Raw genomic sequence first — 15,854 nt, 5'->3', positions numbered from 1 at the left:
TAATTCCAATTCTAAAAATCTAAACTCGTTAATCAAAAATCAGAAATCTAAAATCAACTCTCTTCCTATCTAGTAAAAACCAAGTGATTTCCTTCGGATAAATTACCATCAAATTGATAACCTTCATAATTGAACCCTTTCAAATCGTCAATAGTTTGGGCATTGGAATCCAAAATATAACGCACCATCAATCCCCTAGCCTTCTTGGCAAAAAAGCTAATGATTTTCAGTTTTCCGTCTTTGTAATCTTTAAATTCTGGGGTAATCACTGGGACTTTCAAAGCTTTGACATCCACAGCCGAAAAATATTCATTGCTGGCTAAATTGATAAACAGCTCGTCTTTTTTGAGTTCTTTGTTTAATGAATTGGCAATGGTCTTTTTCCAAAACTCATATAAATTTTTGCTTTCGCCAATGGGTAATTTCGTCCCCATTTCGAGACGATACGGTTGCATCAAATCGAATGGTTTTAGATAACCGTACAAGCCCGATAAAATTCGCAAACTATCTTGAAGGGGATCTAATTTTTCTATCGGAATCGAATAAGCATCTAATCCCGTATAGACATCGCCATCAAAAGCGTAAATTGCTGGGCGCGCATTCTCGGGTGTGAAAGGTGTTTTCCAATCCTGATTGCGTTTCCAGTTCAAATCGGCCAATTTATCTGAAATAGACATCAATTCAGACAAGTTTTTGGGAGATTGCTGTTTTAAAACTTTATGAACTTGTCTGGATTCTTTTAGAAAAGAAGGTTCTGTATATAATGATGTTGGTAATTCTTTTTCGAAATTTAATGATTTGGCTGGCGATAGTACAATTTTCATAGTTTAACCCTAAAGGCTCTTTTTTTATTAATTTATTCAAAAGTACAAATTGAATTTCACAAATATGAAAGTAGGAATTGAATTGTGCAATACCGCAATAGAAATTTAAAATCAAGTGTGTTTATTTTACGTATTTTTGATTTTAGAAAGAAATACAACCAACCATAATTACCATGATTGAAATTAAAAAAGCAACGCTATCCGATCTTGTAACCATACAAAACATCAGTAAACAATCCTTTACCGAAACTTTTGCAGCGATAAATACTCCCGAAAATATGAAAAAATACTTGCAGGAAAGTTTCAATACGGCACAATTAACCGCCGAAATCAACAATCCAGATTCTCCCTTTTATATTGCCTTTTGGAATACAGAACCCGTTGGTTATCTAAAATTAAATTTAGGCGATGCACAAACTGAAATGGTTGAAGATACTACTCTAGAAATTCAACGTATTTATGTTTTACAAGCCTTCCATGGAAAAAAAATAGGGCAATTATTACTGGATGAAGCCATAAAAATAGCCCAACAAATACCAGTCAATTATATTTGGCTAGGCGTTTGGGAAGAAAACAACAGAGCCTTACAATTTTATACCAAAAATGGTTTTATCACATTCGATAAGCATTTGTTTCTTTTAGGCGATGACCAACAAACCGATTTATTGATGAAACTTAAAATCAGCTGAAAAATTAGTTCACGTTTCATTTACCCCATATTCCGCATTAGAAAACATTGACATTTTTGATTGTTACAGATCAAATACAATCTTTGATGCCTTCTGAAAACCCTGAAAGGGTGCAATGATTATAGAAATAAGTAATTTCATCATCCCAAAACCCCGAAGGGGTGGTATTTTCACATCTGAATATGTTGATTATTAAGATGTCTTTTTTTAAATAAAAAAGATTAAATAATTTCATCCCTTCGGGATTTGCTCTCCGATCTCATATATTTTCTATAATCATTGCACCCCTTTCGGGGTGTGGATGAGTTATACCAATTGTCTTCGCTAATCCAATAATCTCAAAAATTTCGGGACTGATAGGATGTCGATTGTAATTTGTCTTCGGCATGAAGTCTAATTCGGATTCTGTGTTTAATACAATTCAAAAAAAAAACCAATCGCATAGTATTACACGATTGGTTTTTATACTCAAGAAACATAAATTATATTCCTAATTTAATCTATTTTAATAATCAAAACGTTTAAATGCTTCGATAGCCTCATATTCTGCAAGACCTAAATCATCATATAATTTTGCGGTGTTTTTGTTACGATCTTCGGCACGTACCCAAAATTCTCTCGCATCATTTCCTTGGAACATTACTCTGTCTTTTTGGGATTGATGACATAAAATAGCTTGCCTTTTTATCATAACTTCATCTGGACTTAACGGAACAGCCATGTCTATATCATGAATATCCCATTCGTGCCAAGCTCCTCTGTACAACCACAACCAACAATCGTCCATGTTTGACTCCGCTTTTAATTCTCCCATTGCAGCAAAAATAGCATTCAGACACACTTCATGAGTTCCGTGCGGGTCAGCTAGATCTCCGGCAGCAAATACTTGATGTGGTTTTATTCTGTCAATAATATCCTTTACAATAGCAATATCCGCAGGTCCTAATGGATTTTTTTGAACCAATCCAGTTTCGTAAAACGGTAAATCTAAGAAATGTACATTTTCATCTTTCAATCCAATGTATCTAACTCCGGCAAAAGATTCTCTTCTTCGAATTAAACCTTTCAATTTACGTACTTCCAAAGAGTCCATTTGACCTTGAGTCTTTGCATTTATAGTGTCAATAACCGATTGAAAATTAATCCCCGATTGATTTTCGCCCACAAAATCATTACATACTTCGGCAAATTTTAAGGCTTCATCATCTGTAACGGCAATATTTCCCGAAGTTTGATACACCACATGCACATCATGACCTTGTTTGATTAATTTAGCAAAAGTTCCTCCCATAGAAATTACGTCATCATCTGGGTGTGGACTAAAAAGAATAACTCTTTTTTTAGCAGGGTTTGAACGTTCCGGTCTATTGGTATCGTCCGTGTTTGGTTTCCCTCCTGGCCATCCTGTGATGGTATGCTGCAAGACATTGAACATATTGATGTTCAAATCATACGAAGAACTTCCGGCAGCCAAAAGATCAGACATTCCGTTATTGTTATAATCTCTATCGGTTAATTTAAGAATCGATTTATTGGTATGTTGACATAACCAAACAATCGCTTTGTTTTTTAATTGTTCCGTCCAGATGCACTCTCCTACCAACCAAGGTGTTTCTAGTCTTGTTAATTCTGAGGCTGCACCTTCATCTAAAACAAAAGTGGTATTAGTATGATTTTGCAAAAAAGTCGCAGGAACCTCAGAGCTAATATCCCCTTGAATGGTTCTTTTTATGATAGAAGCTTTGTTTTGTCCCCAAGCCATCAATACAATTCTTTTTGATCTAAGGATTGTAGAAACTCCCATGGTAACCGCTCTTTTGGGAACGTTTGCAATACCGTTAAAATCACCGGAAGCATCTACTTTTGTAATATGGTCTAAAGTAATAATACGGGTTCCCGAGTTGATATGCGAACCTGGCTCATTAAATCCTACATGACCTGTACGTCCAATTCCTAACAATTGAAAATCAAGTCCACCTGCAGTTTTAATTTTCAATTCATAATCAACACAAAACTGGTTCAAATCTTCAATAGCAACTGTACCATCCGGAATATTGACATTTTCAGCATTAATATCCACATGATTAAAAAGGTGTTGGTGCATGAAGTAATGATAACTCTGGTTACTTTCCTTTGGCATAGGATAGTACTCATCTAAGTTGAAACTAACAACATTAGCAAAACTTAGTCCTTCTTCTTTGTGCATCCGAACCAATTCTTGGTACACCTTTATAGGAGAAGAACCTGTAGCCAATCCTAGTACACATGGTTTGTTTTTTTCTTGTTTAGAACGAATTAAATCTGCAATTTCCCGTGCCACAACTAGTGAGGCTTCTAATGAATTTTTAAAAATTTCGTTGTGAATTTTCTCAAAACGGGTTTCTTCAAATTGACCAGCTGTTTTATAGCTGATGTCCCTTTTTAATTCTAATGTACTTTCCATTATTTTACTATTTGCTTTATAAATTATACTATTATTTACCCGTTGGGTTTAATTTAATTCTTATGCTACTTTTCGACTGTTCGAATAATTGTCGATAAAAAAATACATCGAGAATTAGAACATTATTATTAAAAACCTTTTGCGTTCTATTTTCATTTCTTCCGAAAAAGCATTTAAAATTTGGTTGTCAGGTACTGCTTTTTATTTCTAAAGGAAGAAAATTCACTCATAGTAGTTTCATTTTACTAGAAAAAAAACACTCGAACTGAAGCTTCTAAAATCACACCTAAGTGTAATAATATCACGAAACTATGAATTAAATTATTACTAAACAAGAAAAAATAGTAAAAATGTGCTCGAACACACTTTAATATCTATAAACTGTTTTTTTAAACTAAATTTTAATAATATGATAATATGAAGTGTTTTAAAGAGTAACTAGTAGGTTGCAATTATCAAAATAATTCCTGACTTGTATCTAAAACTTTATTTTTATTTTAATACCAGACTCTCCCTCTTCCATTCAAAAAAAACCAAGCTACGAATTTACAAATTGTTTTTTTTATGAACTAAATATAATCCACATATAACAAAAGAAGATCCAAAAGTTACGATTTAAATCTAGCAACAAAAAAAAGGAGCATAACCTTAAATCCAAAATGTTGCGAAACTCCATTTTCTCCTTCTCCTTATAATTGATTTCCCATGAAATATCCTTTTTTGGCCTTTACAAATAATTTTACTTAACTAAAATAGCACTAAACCAAGACCTAAATTTGCACAACAAATCCCTGTCGATTATATTTGGCTTGCAATTGTAAATAAAACCATAGTCCCTTAAAACTTTACGATCAACTAACCGAATTAACCAAACCAAAAATAAAGACCAAATCCTAATGAATAGCATTCCTGACACAATAACAAAAAACTCGAAAAACATTCTTAATGCTGCCGTAATTGTAGCTGCCCTTGGCTATTTTGTAGACATTTATGATTTACTGCTTTTTGGGATTGTCCGTACCGATAGTCTCAAAGACCTAGGAATTACGGGTGATGCCATTCGGGATCAAGGAGAATATTTGATCAGCATGCAAATGTTTGGAATGCTTTTTGGCGGAATTCTTTGGGGTATTTTGGGAGATAAAAAAGGTAGAATATCCGTTTTATTTGGTTCTATAGTATTGTATTCTGTGGCCAATATTGCTAACGGAATGGTGACCACTGTTGATGGATATGCCTTTTGGCGATTGATTGCAGGAATAGGTCTTGCTGGAGAATTGGGCGCCGGAATCACTTTGGTAACCGAAAGTTTGCCCAAAGAAAAACGAGGCTACGGAACCATGATTGTAGCTTCGGTAGGGGTTTCTGGAGCGGTTGCTGCTTATTTGGTTTATCAAGCGTTTCAAGATTGGCGTTTGTGTTACTATGCTGGCGGAATTCTGGGCATCTTGTTGTTGTTTTTAAGGATCAGCATTACCGAATCGGGTATGTTCAAGCAAGTGCAACAAAGTGATGAAAAGAAAGGAGACTTCTTGTCTTTGTTTACCGATAAAAAAAGATTTTCAAAATACGTACAATGCATTCTTATTGGGATTCCACTTTGGTTTTTGGTGGGAGTACTGATTACTTTCGCTCCCGAATTTGCCAAAGCCCTTGGTGTGCAGCAAGTCGAAACCATAGCCGCAGGAAAAGCAATTGCCTTTTGCTACACTGGTTTGGTTTTTGGAGATATTGCCAGCGGATTATTCAGTCAATGGCTAAAAAGCCGAAAAAAAATCATGCGCTTGTTTTTGGTTTTTAACCTAATCATGGTTTTTGTCTATTTGAATGCGTTCGGGATTTCTGCTTCAACCTTCTATTTGCTTTGTTTTGCAATGGGGTTTTCGGTGGGGTATTGGGTTTTATTTGTAACCATAGCAGCCGAGCAATTTGGCACCAATATCAGAGCAACCGTAACTACTACTGTTCCCAATTTTGTTAGAGGTTCGCTTCCGCTAATTATTTTAATCTATAGTTTTTTTCGGGATCGCCTTTTTGAAGGGGATATTCTTAAATCGGGAATGATTGTTGGTGCAATATTGTCTGTAGTTTCATTAGTAGCACTTTGGAAATTGAAAGAAACTTTTCATGTTGACTTGGATTATACCGAAAAAAGCGATGAAACTTTAGTTTAAAAACAGTGCTTTTAATTGAGCTTTTATTATTTAAAATCCAAGTTGTATGAGAGCAATGACTTTGAAAAACAAACTATTTCCTTTAATTTTAATACTGACATTTTTAAACTCTTGCTCACAAAAAGAAGCCAAAAAGCCAGTACCTGTAGCTGTAAAAAAAACAACTAAAATAGTTCCTGTCTCTTTAAATTCTAAAAAAGAAGAGGCAATAAAACGCATTGCTTTCAATGACAATATAAATGACTTAGCAAAGGAATTGAATAAGTTTATCCACGAAGGTTTTACAGCAATATCTTCAACCTCTGGAGATCTAAATAAAGATCATTATCTAGACTATATTTTGGTTCTTAAAAAAAACGATGAAGCAACAGTAATTCATGATGATGACTCTCCGAGCAAACGCCCCTTATTGATTTTATTAGGACTGGCAGACAAAACTTTTACTTTAGCCGCCAAAAGCGAAAATGCGGTGTACTGTATCGATTGTGGTGGCATGATGGGAGATCCTTTCGTAGAAGTCGTCATTAAAAACGGTTATTTTACAATAGAACATTACGGAGGAAGTGCTTGGAGATGGACTAGAAACATTACTTTTAAATATGATGCCAAAGAAAACTATTGGTTTTTGCACAAAATTATAAGCGAGAGTTTTCACGCCCCCGACTCAGAAAACGTTGCGACAACTATGGAAACAAAAAAAGATTTCGGAAAAGTTCCTTTTGAAAAATTTGATATATACAAAGAAGATTAAGTAAAAAATAAAGAATCCACATTACCTAAATCATTAAAAATTAAAGAAAATCATCTATTAATCATTAAAATAATTTCTTTAAAAAAAAGACACAAGATATTTAAAGTATTGACAAACAAAACAATACACTTTCATTTCACTGTTAATTTTCAGAATTATTTGGTAAATTAAGAATATACGATTTCTTTTTAATTTATATTTGAATTATATTTGAATGAAATTTATACTATGAAGATATTTTTCACCTTCCTTTTTACTATCCTATTCCAAGTAGGCTTTTCCCAATCGGCCGATCAGTATTTTGAAAAAATTAGAAATAACGAAGCCGAGCTGACCGCTTTCTTTGCCCAAATGCCCAAAGGAGGCGATTTACACCACCACTATTCCGGTTCTATTTATGCCGAACCTCTATTAGCCCACGCCATTGCCGAAGATTTTTATCTGAATACACAAACCATGACCGTCTCTAAAGAAAAACAGACTGGTAGCGACTGGGTATTATTTTCGACTTTGCAAAAGAACGGCGAATTGGATGCCTACAAACAAAAAATAATGCAAAAATGGTCTGTCAAAGACTATAACAATGTCGATTATCCTTCGGATAAATTATTTTTTGAATCCTTTATGAAGTTTGAACCCGCCATAAAAGGCAATTTTGAAGCTGGTTTATTGGAATTAAAAAACAGAGCCATCAAAGAAAATGTAAGCTATATAGAAACCCAACTATCGACTATTCCCTGTGTGATAAAAACGGATGATTTAACCAAATACAACAACCAATTGAGAAAAATGGCGGCAAGCAAAAACGAAAAAGCTGTTATGCAGTCTTTGGATTCTTTGTATGCTATTTTCATTCAAAAAGAAGCCAAAAAATATGCCGCGGATTTTAATACCAACTTTGTCGCCAAAATGCACAAAGAGCTCAAAATGGATGACAACCAATTCACGATGCGCTACCAAAATTTTGTTTTGCGTTTTATGGAACCGGTAGATTTATTCAAAAACCTTGTGGTTGCTTTTATATCGGCTGATGGCAGTCCGCTTATGGCGGGAGTAAATATCGTTTCTCCCGAAGATGGCGAAACGTCTATGAAAGATTATTGGTTGCACATGGTTATGTTCAAGTATTGCCACAGCCGTTTCCCGAAGGTAAAATACACCATGCATGCCGGCGAGCTTACTCTAGGACTGGTTCGTCCCGAAGAATTGACTTGGCATATCAATGCCGCTGTTTATACCGCTGGTGCCAATAGAATCGGACATGGAGTAGACATGGCTTACGAAGAAAACAGTTATGAATTAATGCGCTACATGGCCAAGAATAACATTCCTATCGAAATCAATCTTGCCAGTAATGAGTTCATTTTAAAAGTAAAAGAAAACCGCCATCCTATTACATTGTACAAAGAATTTGGAGTTCCAATAGTCATTAGTACAGACGATGCCGGAATATTACGAACCAATATGACAGAGCAGTACGTACTATTAGCCAAAAGATACAAAACCGTTTCATATACCGATATCAAACAATTTGTTTACAACAGTATCAATTATAGTTTCATACAAGATCCTGCGATAAAAAAACAACTAATTCAAGATTTGGATAATCGATTTAAGACTTTTGAAACTGATTTTTCAAAGTAGTACAATTGAAATAAAGATTTAGAACAGATAATAAAACAATCCAAAAATCTGCGTAAATCCGTTTAATCCGTGTCATCTGTGTGCCATTTTCGGTTGCTAGTTAACTTTTCCTCAGAACAAAAAATGCCATAAAAAAAACACTCAATGAGTGTTTTTTTTATGTTTGTCAAATGCTTTTATTTCAATAAAATAGTGGCATACAATCCTAAAATCATTAAAACTAAAGTAATAAAAAAAGCAAAAAACCATTTTATCATATCGGTTTTAGAATCTTTTATCTCTCCTTTTAATTGCATTTCTAATTTTAGCAAGTCCTCTTTTATTTGACTTTTATAATCCGTACTTTGTAGCCTTACCTCGTTTTGTATGGTTTCTTGAACTACTTCAGCAAATATTCTAGCCCTGTCATCATCCAGTTTCAAATCTTTCCTGAAAATATCGTAAAGCTTTATTTCTGTAGTACTCATTTTTTTATTCTTTAAATCAAAGATAAAAAATTATTTACACTTTAAGTTTAAAATTCTCATAATTAGTCTACCATCTAGAAATCTCAAAATAAAATCCCAAATAAAAAGCCTCACAAATTGAGGCTTTACTATTTTACTTCTCCTCTTCTTCAGTAAGATGAGATTTCGAATATCCTCTCCATTTCTCGATACAATCCTGAAAATCCTGAGGCAATTCCGTATCAAAACGCATCATTTCTCCAGTAGTAGGATGCACAAAACCAAGAGTTTTAGCATGTAACGCTTGACGTGGCAAGGCTTTGAAACAATTTTCTATAAACTGTTTGTATTTGGTAAACGTAGTTCCTTTCAAAATCAAGTGACCACCATAACGCTCATCGTTAAAAAGCGGATGACCAATATGTTTCAAGTGCGCACGAATCTGGTGCGTTCTTCCCGTTTCCAATCGGCATGAAATCAAAGTCACATAACCAAAACGCTCCAAAACTTTATAATGCGTTATGGCAGGCTTTCCTATTTCGGGATCTGCAAAAACAGCCATTTGCATGCGGTCTTTCAAGTGTCTGGCTAAGTTTCCTTCTATTGTCCCTTCTTCTGCTGCAACATTCCCCCAAACTAGGGCAACATATTCTCTTTCGGATGTTTTGGCTTCAAATTGTTTCGCCAAATGCGTCATCGCAGCTTCGGTTTTGGCAATAACCAATAAACCCGAAGTATCTTTATCGATTCTGTGTACCAAGCCCGGACGCTCGCTACTGTTCATCGGCAAATTCTCAAAATGAAACGCCAGTGCATTGACCAAAGTTCCAGTGTAATTCCCATGCCCTGGATGAACTACCATTCCTGGTTCTTTGTTAATCAACAACAAAGTATCGTCTTCGTAGACAATATTCAGCGGAATATCCTCTGGATCTACCCTGTTTTCAAAAGGCGGATGCGACAACATCACCTGAACCACATCTAAAGCTTTTACTTTATAATTGGATTTTACAGGCAAATCATTCACAAAAATATTCCCTTCTGTAGCTGCGTTCTGAATTTTATTACGTGTGGCGTTTTGAATCAAACTCATTAAATATTTATCTATTCGCAAAGTCGCTTGTCCTTTGGGAACTTCAAATCTAAAATGTTCAAATAATTCTTCGTCTAATTCTAATATCACTTTATTACTGTTCATTTGTTGGGGTTTCTGGTGTTGGAACAGCTGTACTGTCCACTACTTCTTCTTCTTGATAACTCTCTTTTCCATCGCCTAAAACCAAATCAATTTTTGATGCTTTCAGGACTCTGTCTCCTACTTTTAAATTTCTACCTTTATAACGCATTTCCAAGACCATGTCTTTTCCTAAATTGGGAACATACGTAATCGTACCTTCCTCAAGTCCCAAAGCCTTAAGCGTTGGTACTGCCTCACGATAGGTTTTTTCGATTAAATCCGGAATTCTCACAGACGAAAATCCAGAAGAATTGATCTTAATATATACTTTTCTACCTACTTTCACTTTGGTACCCGGCATCGGATCTTGCTCTACCACACTGTATTTTGGATAATCCCCTCTAAAATCAACACTATCCAACAGCTCATAATCCAAATCCAAATCGTCCAGCTTATCTTCCACTTGCTCCTCTGTCATTTTACTCAAATCCGGAACCGCAATTTCATGCCCATGATCGGTCGTAAAAGTCAACCAATGCATGAATAAATAACCTAAAATTGCAATAATCGCAAGTGCAATCGCCACTTGTCCAAAAAATACACGACTCGTAAGATATTTTTTTAAGCTCATAAATATTTTTATTTCCCGCAAAGATAAAGCTATTTCGTTTCAAAAAAAATGATAATTTTGTTTAGAATACGTTTAATCGGCTAATCGGTTAAACGTTTAACCGATTAAACGTATAAAATGAAAAATATTGCCATCATCATGGGCGGCTATTCTAGCGAATACAAGATCTCGCTCATTAGCGGAAACGTAGTTTACCAATTTCTGGACAAAAAAAAATACAATGCCTTTCGCATCCATATTTTTAAAGAAAAATGGGTGTATGTAGATGCAAACGACGCTGAATTTCCAATCGACAAAAATGATTTTTCGGTACAGGTAGACGGAAAAAAAATCAGTTTCGATTGCGTTTTCAATGCCATTCACGGAACACCGGGCGAAGACGGACTCATGCAAGCCTATTTCGAATTGTTAAACATCCCGCAAACCGCCTGCGACTATTACCAAGCCGCATTAACGTTCAACAAACGTGATTTATTATCGGTATTAAAACCATACGGAATCAAAACCGCCACTTCTTATTACCTAAATAAAGGAGATGTAATCAACACCGACGAAATTGTGCATAAAGTAGGTTTGCCTTGTTTCGTAAAACCGAACAAAGCGGGTTCCAGTTTCGGAATTTCCAAAGTAAAAACCGCTGCGGAATTGCCAATCGCCATCGAAGTAGCTTACCAAGAAGACAACGAAATCATCATAGAAAGTTTCCTAGACGGTACCGAAGTTTCGGTTGGGGTCATCAACTACAAAGGAACCATTACCGTTTTACCCATAACCGAAATTATTTCCGAAAATGATTTCTTCGATTACGAAGCCAAATACCAAGGCAAGTCTCAAGAAATTACACCTGCAAGAATTTCGGATGAAATGACACAAAAAGTGGGAGAAATTGCCAAACGCGCCTACGAAGTACTCAAAATGAAAGGATTCTCCAGAAGCGAATTCATCATTGTAGACGGAGAACCGCACATGCTCGAAATGAACACCATTCCAGGTCTAACCACTGAAAGCTTGATTCCACAACAAGCCAAAGCAGCTGGAATTTCACTGGAAGATTTATTTACAAATGCTATTGAGTTGGCTATTCCTGAGAAACCAAATTATTCGTTAACTTTGTAAATCAACAAATTATTATGATTGATTATAAACAACATATCACCATAAATTCAGAAGTCCGTTTTGGGAAACCTACAATAATTGGAACCCGTATTACGGTATTTGATGTTTTAAATTGGTTAGCAAACGGAATGACGATAAATGACATCATTCGAGACTATCCTGAACTTGAAGAAGACCAAATAAAGGCCTGTCTTGCTTATGCCGCAGATAGAGAACATAAAATTCAAATTGCATCGTGAGTTTGTTGTTTGACCAAAATATTTCTTTTAGGATTATATCTAAAATAGCTTCTAATTTTCCAACCGCAAAACAAGTTAGACAACTAGGAATAGAAAATTTTTCAGATATTGAAATATGGCAATATGCAAAGCAAAATAAGTTTACAATCGTAACATTTGATGCCGATTTTTTTGATTTGTCCAATTTCAAAGGACATCCTCCAAAAATAGTTTGGTTGCGTTTTGGCAATACCAAAACTGATTTTCTAGCAGATATAATAAACTCGAAGAGCTCAATAATTAAAGCCTTCATCGATTCAGCTGCTTATTCTGAAATTTCTTGTTTAGAAATTAAATAATTATTAAAAAAATAGAAGCAATTCAAAAATAGAAAATTCAATAAAAACAATGAACAAAAGCAGAATCGAAGCCTTTAGCGATGGCGTCATGGCCATCATTATCACGATTATGATTCTTGAAATCAAAGCTCCTGAACATTCAACCATAGGGAGCTTAATTCCTTTAATCCCCGTTTTTTTAAGTTATGTAATGAGTTTTATCTACGTGGGGATTTATTGGAACAACCACCATCATATGTTTCAAGTCGTCAAAAAAATAGACGGTTCGGTGCTGTGGTTTAATATTATTTTACTTTTTTGGCTATCCTTAATTCCATTTGCAACAAATTGGATTGGGAGCCAGTCTTTTTCAACAGTTCCTATGGCATGTTATGGTTTTATTTTACTAATGTGTGCTATTTCATACTCATTTCTTCAAAACAAAATTATAAAGTTAGAAGGAAAAGAATCTGTATTATACAAAGCCGTTGAAAAAGACAAAAAAGGAAAAATATCATTAGTTTGCTACGCTTCAGCCATTCTACTTGCCTTTATTTCTCCTATTATTTCAGGAATTCTTTATATTTTCGTAGCCTTGATGTGGATAGTTCCAGACAAAAGAATTGAAAATCAAATCAATAAAATTTAAAATGAAAAAAGCCATATTCCCGGGATCATTCGATCCTATCACTTTAGGACACGAAGACATCATCAATAGAGGCATTTCTCTTTTTGATGAAATTGTGATTGCCATTGGTGTCAACGCCGAAAAAAAATACATGTTCACACTCGATGAAAGAAAAAAATTCATCGAGGAAACGTTCAAAGACGAACCCAAAGTTACCGTTATCACTTACGAAGGCTTAACCATCGACTTATGCCATAAAATCAAAGCCGATTTTATCCTTAGAGGTCTGCGCAACCCCGCCGATTTCGAATTCGAAAAAGCCATCGCACACACCAACAGACGCTTATCCAAAATAGAAACTGTCTTTTTATTGACAGCCGCAAAAACATCCTACATCAGTTCAAGTATCGTAAGAGACGTAATCCGAAATCATGGAGAATATCAGATGTTGGTTCCGGAGGCAGTTCAGGTTAAACTTCATAAAAAGTAGTCAGTGTTCAGTCGCGGTTTACAGTTTACAGCCTTAGAATGGGAACTGTAGCTGAAAACTGTGACTGAGACTGAAAACTTATATTTGCAATACGAAGGAATAAGCCGTAATTTCGCAACCTAAAAAATACACACCTTATAATGAGCTTAGATAGAGAATTAAATAAACGCAGCGGTTCCCAATGTGAGCTATGTGCTGCCACCGAAAACCTAAAAGAATACCAAGTACTACCTACCAAAAAAGGAGGATTAGACGAAAGCATTTTTGCTTGTGCTACTTGTATTGACCAAATAGAAAATGCAGGTCATGAAGATTTAAACCACTGGAGATGTTTGAACGACAGCATGTGGAGCGAACATACTCCTGTACAAGTTGTTTCTTGGAGAATGTTAAGCCGTTTGCGTAAAAATGGATGGCCACAAGAATTGCTGGAGCAAATGTATTTTGACGAAGACACTCTGGCATGGGCTCAAGCCACAGGAGAAGGAGAAGATGATGAAAACAAAATCATACACCGTGATGTCAATGGTGTAATTTTAGCACACGGGGACTCAGTTGTATTGATCAAAGATCTAAAAGTAAAAGGATCTAGTATGGTAGCCAAACAAGGAACTTCGGTACGTAACATCCGATTAGACCACGAAAATGCAGAATACATTGAAGGAAAAGTAGATGGACAACAAATTGTAATTATCACACAATACGTGAAGAAGATATAGTTTGCAGTCTCTATTTTCTATTTTCATAAAAAATCCCACTCGTAGCAGAATGGGATTTTTTTTACAGTTACAAATTATGAGGGTCAATCACTTTTAGATTCTTAATATTTACAAAATCTTTAGTATTATTAGTAATAAGCTTTAGATTACGCACTATTGCAGTAGCAGCAATAATAGCATCTCCAAGTTTCATCCTTCAATATTTTCTACGCAGTTCAATCGTTTTTTATGTTATCTCTGCATCAAGAGGTATTATCGAAGCAAGGGCAATAAATTCTTCAATCATAGGCATTTTATCTGGAAACTCATGATAAGTCAATACCTCAATCTCTACAACAACAGAAATAACAAAGTTCTTATTGATAACTATTGAAACAAATTCCTTCCCTTTTTCGGGAAGTCTATTCTCAAATAAATGAGAAATTACATTGGTATCAATTAAATAATCCTGCTCCATTCGTTGCGTATTTGTTGTGTATGCTTTTCAAATTCGTCTGCTTCTTCTTTATTGAAAATACCAAAAAAATCAGATGGTTTTTTTGGAGAAATAACAGCAGAAATATCGATTATCTCATCTTCAACATAGAAAATAGCGTGTATTTTTTTTCCAATATAATCCTCTGGCAAAGAAAAATGCACATCCTTTTTTTTAGGTATTATAGTTGCCTGTATCATAATTACTTATATTAAACCCTGAATTCTTTGAATAAATAAATATACGCACTTTATTGTTTATTTAATCGCAATACCAAACATTATATTAAACATGAAAACAGTTTGAAGTTTTATAAAAACAAAAACGTTAACAGTACACTATTTTACTGTTAACGTTTTATTGTACTTATCAATATTCTTTTACTGAATACTAATTTTCTAGCTTTTCTGAAATAATTTATCAACCTGCTCTTTTGATAATGACTCTGAAACAGATGTCGAATTCGCTGATTTGTTTGTAACCATGAATTGTACTGTCGTTTTATCTGAGCTTACAATATAATGCAACCAAACAAAATTATTAGGCAATTCTAATTTAATATCATTCAACGGACTAGCAGAAAATCCATTCGAAATAATACCATAAAGACTTTGATATGCATTATCAACGTTTTTGAATGTAAAATTCTTTAAAGCGACATCTTCATCTTCACTTTGAGTAGTTTTATAAAAAAAGGTGTACTCATCACCAATTTTTTGCACATAAAAATCATTACTTATTCTACCTAACCTTTCTACAGGTACAGTTTCAACAACTTTAATTTGGCTAAAGCCAATAGAACTCATAAACATAACAGCAATTGCAATAACTTTTTTCATAATTAATTTGGGGTTTAATAATATACTTTGTAGGTAAGTATTTGACGGCAAACATACTAATAATAAAAATCAACTTCTTTTTTACATCAATTATTTATCAACATTAAACCGTCAATTTTGTTTGTAAACTAAAACAATATCACATAATAAAAGGTAGTTTTCAGTTTTCAGTCTCAGTTTTCAGAATCTGAAGTTGAAAAAGCTACTTTACTGCTGATTAGAAAATAAAAAGCGTTAGCAGTAATGCACTGC

At 34.6% G+C, this 15,854-nt stretch carries 19 protein-coding genes; 10 read left to right on the top strand and 9 right to left on the bottom strand.

Annotation, left to right across the window (positions count from 1 at the left end; translation table 11 throughout):
- Positions 1–65 precede the first annotated feature (65 nt).
- Positions 66–824 (bottom strand): peroxide stress protein YaaA, encoded by a 759-nt coding sequence (gene yaaA / locus FNW52_RS06880; protein WP_143376723.1) that lies wholly within the window; start codon positions 822–824, stop codon positions 66–68.
- A 167-nt stretch (positions 825–991) separates the two neighbouring features.
- On the opposite strand from yaaA, the gene FNW52_RS06875 reads away from it, so the two are divergent.
- A complete protein-coding gene (locus FNW52_RS06875; protein WP_143376722.1) occupies positions 992–1,513 on the top strand; it encodes a GNAT family N-acetyltransferase in 522 nt (173 codons plus the stop codon).
- Between the two features lie 505 nt (positions 1,514–2,018).
- On the opposite strand, the gene nagB is transcribed toward FNW52_RS06875, so the two are convergent.
- On the bottom strand, positions 2,019–3,956 hold the full coding sequence (gene nagB, locus FNW52_RS06870) for a glucosamine-6-phosphate deaminase (RefSeq protein WP_143376721.1): 1,938 nt from the start codon (positions 3,954–3,956) through the stop codon (positions 2,019–2,021).
- Between the two features lie 896 nt (positions 3,957–4,852).
- On the opposite strand from nagB, the gene FNW52_RS06865 reads away from it, so the two are divergent.
- The 3 genes from FNW52_RS06865 to FNW52_RS06855 all read left to right on the top strand — a co-directional run bounded on the left by FNW52_RS06865 (position 4,853) and on the right by FNW52_RS06855 (position 8,525).
- The gene (locus FNW52_RS06865; protein ID WP_143376720.1) at positions 4,853–6,130 is read left to right on the top strand and encodes an MFS transporter; all 1,278 of its coding nucleotides are present in this window, start codon (positions 4,853–4,855) and stop codon (positions 6,128–6,130) included.
- Between the two features lie 46 nt (positions 6,131–6,176).
- Positions 6,177–6,881, top strand: a complete 705-nt coding sequence (locus tag FNW52_RS06860; protein ID WP_143376719.1) for a hypothetical protein — start codon at positions 6,177–6,179, stop codon at positions 6,879–6,881.
- A gap of 228 nt (positions 6,882–7,109) precedes the next feature.
- Positions 7,110–8,525 (top strand): adenosine deaminase, encoded by a 1,416-nt coding sequence (locus tag FNW52_RS06855; protein WP_143376718.1) that lies wholly within the window; start codon positions 7,110–7,112, stop codon positions 8,523–8,525.
- 176 nt (positions 8,526–8,701) lie between these two features.
- Here FNW52_RS06855 and FNW52_RS06850 read toward each other — a convergent pair whose 3' ends face one another.
- The 3 genes from FNW52_RS06850 to FNW52_RS06840 form a co-directional block, all read right to left on the bottom strand.
- Entirely contained in the window at positions 8,702–8,992 is a 291-nt protein-coding gene (locus FNW52_RS06850) for a hypothetical protein (protein WP_143376717.1), read from the bottom strand.
- Between the two features lie 133 nt (positions 8,993–9,125).
- A complete protein-coding gene (locus FNW52_RS06845) occupies positions 9,126–10,169 on the bottom strand; it encodes an RluA family pseudouridine synthase (protein ID WP_143376716.1) in 1,044 nt (347 codons plus the stop codon).
- Positions 10,159–10,779 carry a PASTA domain-containing protein gene (locus FNW52_RS06840; protein ID WP_143376715.1) on the bottom strand — a complete coding sequence of 207 codons (621 nt, stop codon included), beginning with the start codon at positions 10,777–10,779 and terminating at the stop codon, positions 10,159–10,161. Before FNW52_RS06840 ends, FNW52_RS06845 begins: the two co-directional genes overlap by 11 nt.
- A 117-nt stretch (positions 10,780–10,896) precedes the next feature.
- Here FNW52_RS06840 and FNW52_RS06835 point away from each other — a divergent pair, with 117 nt between their 5' ends.
- From FNW52_RS06835 to FNW52_RS06810, 6 genes are all read left to right on the top strand, one after another.
- Positions 10,897–11,895 carry a D-alanine--D-alanine ligase gene (locus FNW52_RS06835; protein WP_143376714.1) on the top strand — a complete coding sequence of 333 codons (999 nt, stop codon included), beginning with the start codon at positions 10,897–10,899 and terminating at the stop codon, positions 11,893–11,895.
- 14 nt (positions 11,896–11,909) lie between these two features.
- Complete coding sequence (locus tag FNW52_RS06830) at positions 11,910–12,134, top strand: DUF433 domain-containing protein (protein ID WP_143376713.1); 225 nt, start codon at positions 11,910–11,912, stop codon at positions 12,132–12,134.
- Positions 12,131–12,472 carry a DUF5615 family PIN-like protein gene (locus tag FNW52_RS06825; protein WP_143376712.1) on the top strand — a complete coding sequence of 114 codons (342 nt, stop codon included), beginning with the start codon at positions 12,131–12,133 and terminating at the stop codon, positions 12,470–12,472. Before FNW52_RS06830 ends, FNW52_RS06825 begins: the two co-directional genes overlap by 4 nt.
- 49 nt (positions 12,473–12,521) lie before the next feature.
- Positions 12,522–13,100, top strand: coding sequence for a TMEM175 family protein (locus FNW52_RS06820; protein ID WP_143376711.1), 579 nt, complete (start codon positions 12,522–12,524; stop codon positions 13,098–13,100).
- Position 13,101: 1 nt separating this feature from the next.
- Positions 13,102–13,569 (top strand): pantetheine-phosphate adenylyltransferase, encoded by a 468-nt coding sequence (coaD, locus tag FNW52_RS06815; RefSeq protein WP_143376710.1) that lies wholly within the window; start codon positions 13,102–13,104, stop codon positions 13,567–13,569.
- A gap of 140 nt (positions 13,570–13,709) precedes the next feature.
- Positions 13,710–14,288: an alkylphosphonate utilization protein gene (locus FNW52_RS06810; protein ID WP_143376709.1), complete on the top strand. Its 579-nt coding sequence runs from the start codon at positions 13,710–13,712 to the stop codon at positions 14,286–14,288.
- Positions 14,289–14,355: 67 nt separating this feature from the next.
- On the opposite strand, the gene FNW52_RS21090 is transcribed toward FNW52_RS06810, so the two are convergent.
- From FNW52_RS21090 to FNW52_RS06790, 4 genes are all read right to left on the bottom strand, one after another.
- Positions 14,356–14,481, bottom strand: a complete 126-nt coding sequence (locus FNW52_RS21090) for a type II toxin-antitoxin system VapC family toxin (protein ID WP_143376708.1) — start codon at positions 14,479–14,481, stop codon at positions 14,356–14,358.
- Positions 14,482–14,514: 33 nt separating this feature from the next.
- Positions 14,515–14,745, bottom strand: coding sequence for a type II toxin-antitoxin system VapC family toxin (locus FNW52_RS06800; RefSeq protein WP_143376707.1), 231 nt, complete (start codon positions 14,743–14,745; stop codon positions 14,515–14,517).
- Complete coding sequence (locus FNW52_RS06795) at positions 14,727–14,963, bottom strand: hypothetical protein (RefSeq protein ID WP_143376706.1); 237 nt, start codon at positions 14,961–14,963, stop codon at positions 14,727–14,729. The genes FNW52_RS06800 and FNW52_RS06795 overlap by 19 nt, the downstream gene beginning before the upstream one ends.
- Positions 14,964–15,161: 198 nt before the next feature.
- Positions 15,162–15,602, bottom strand: coding sequence for a hypothetical protein (locus FNW52_RS06790; RefSeq protein ID WP_143376705.1), 441 nt, complete (start codon positions 15,600–15,602; stop codon positions 15,162–15,164).
- Positions 15,603–15,854 lie beyond the last annotated feature (252 nt).

The organism is Flavobacterium sp. ZT3R18, assembly GCF_007097385.1.
Taxonomy (GTDB): Bacteria; Bacteroidota; Bacteroidia; order Flavobacteriales; family Flavobacteriaceae; genus Flavobacterium.
The sequence above is the reverse complement of the archived record's forward strand: the minus strand, read 5'-3'. Positions and strand labels throughout refer to the sequence as shown.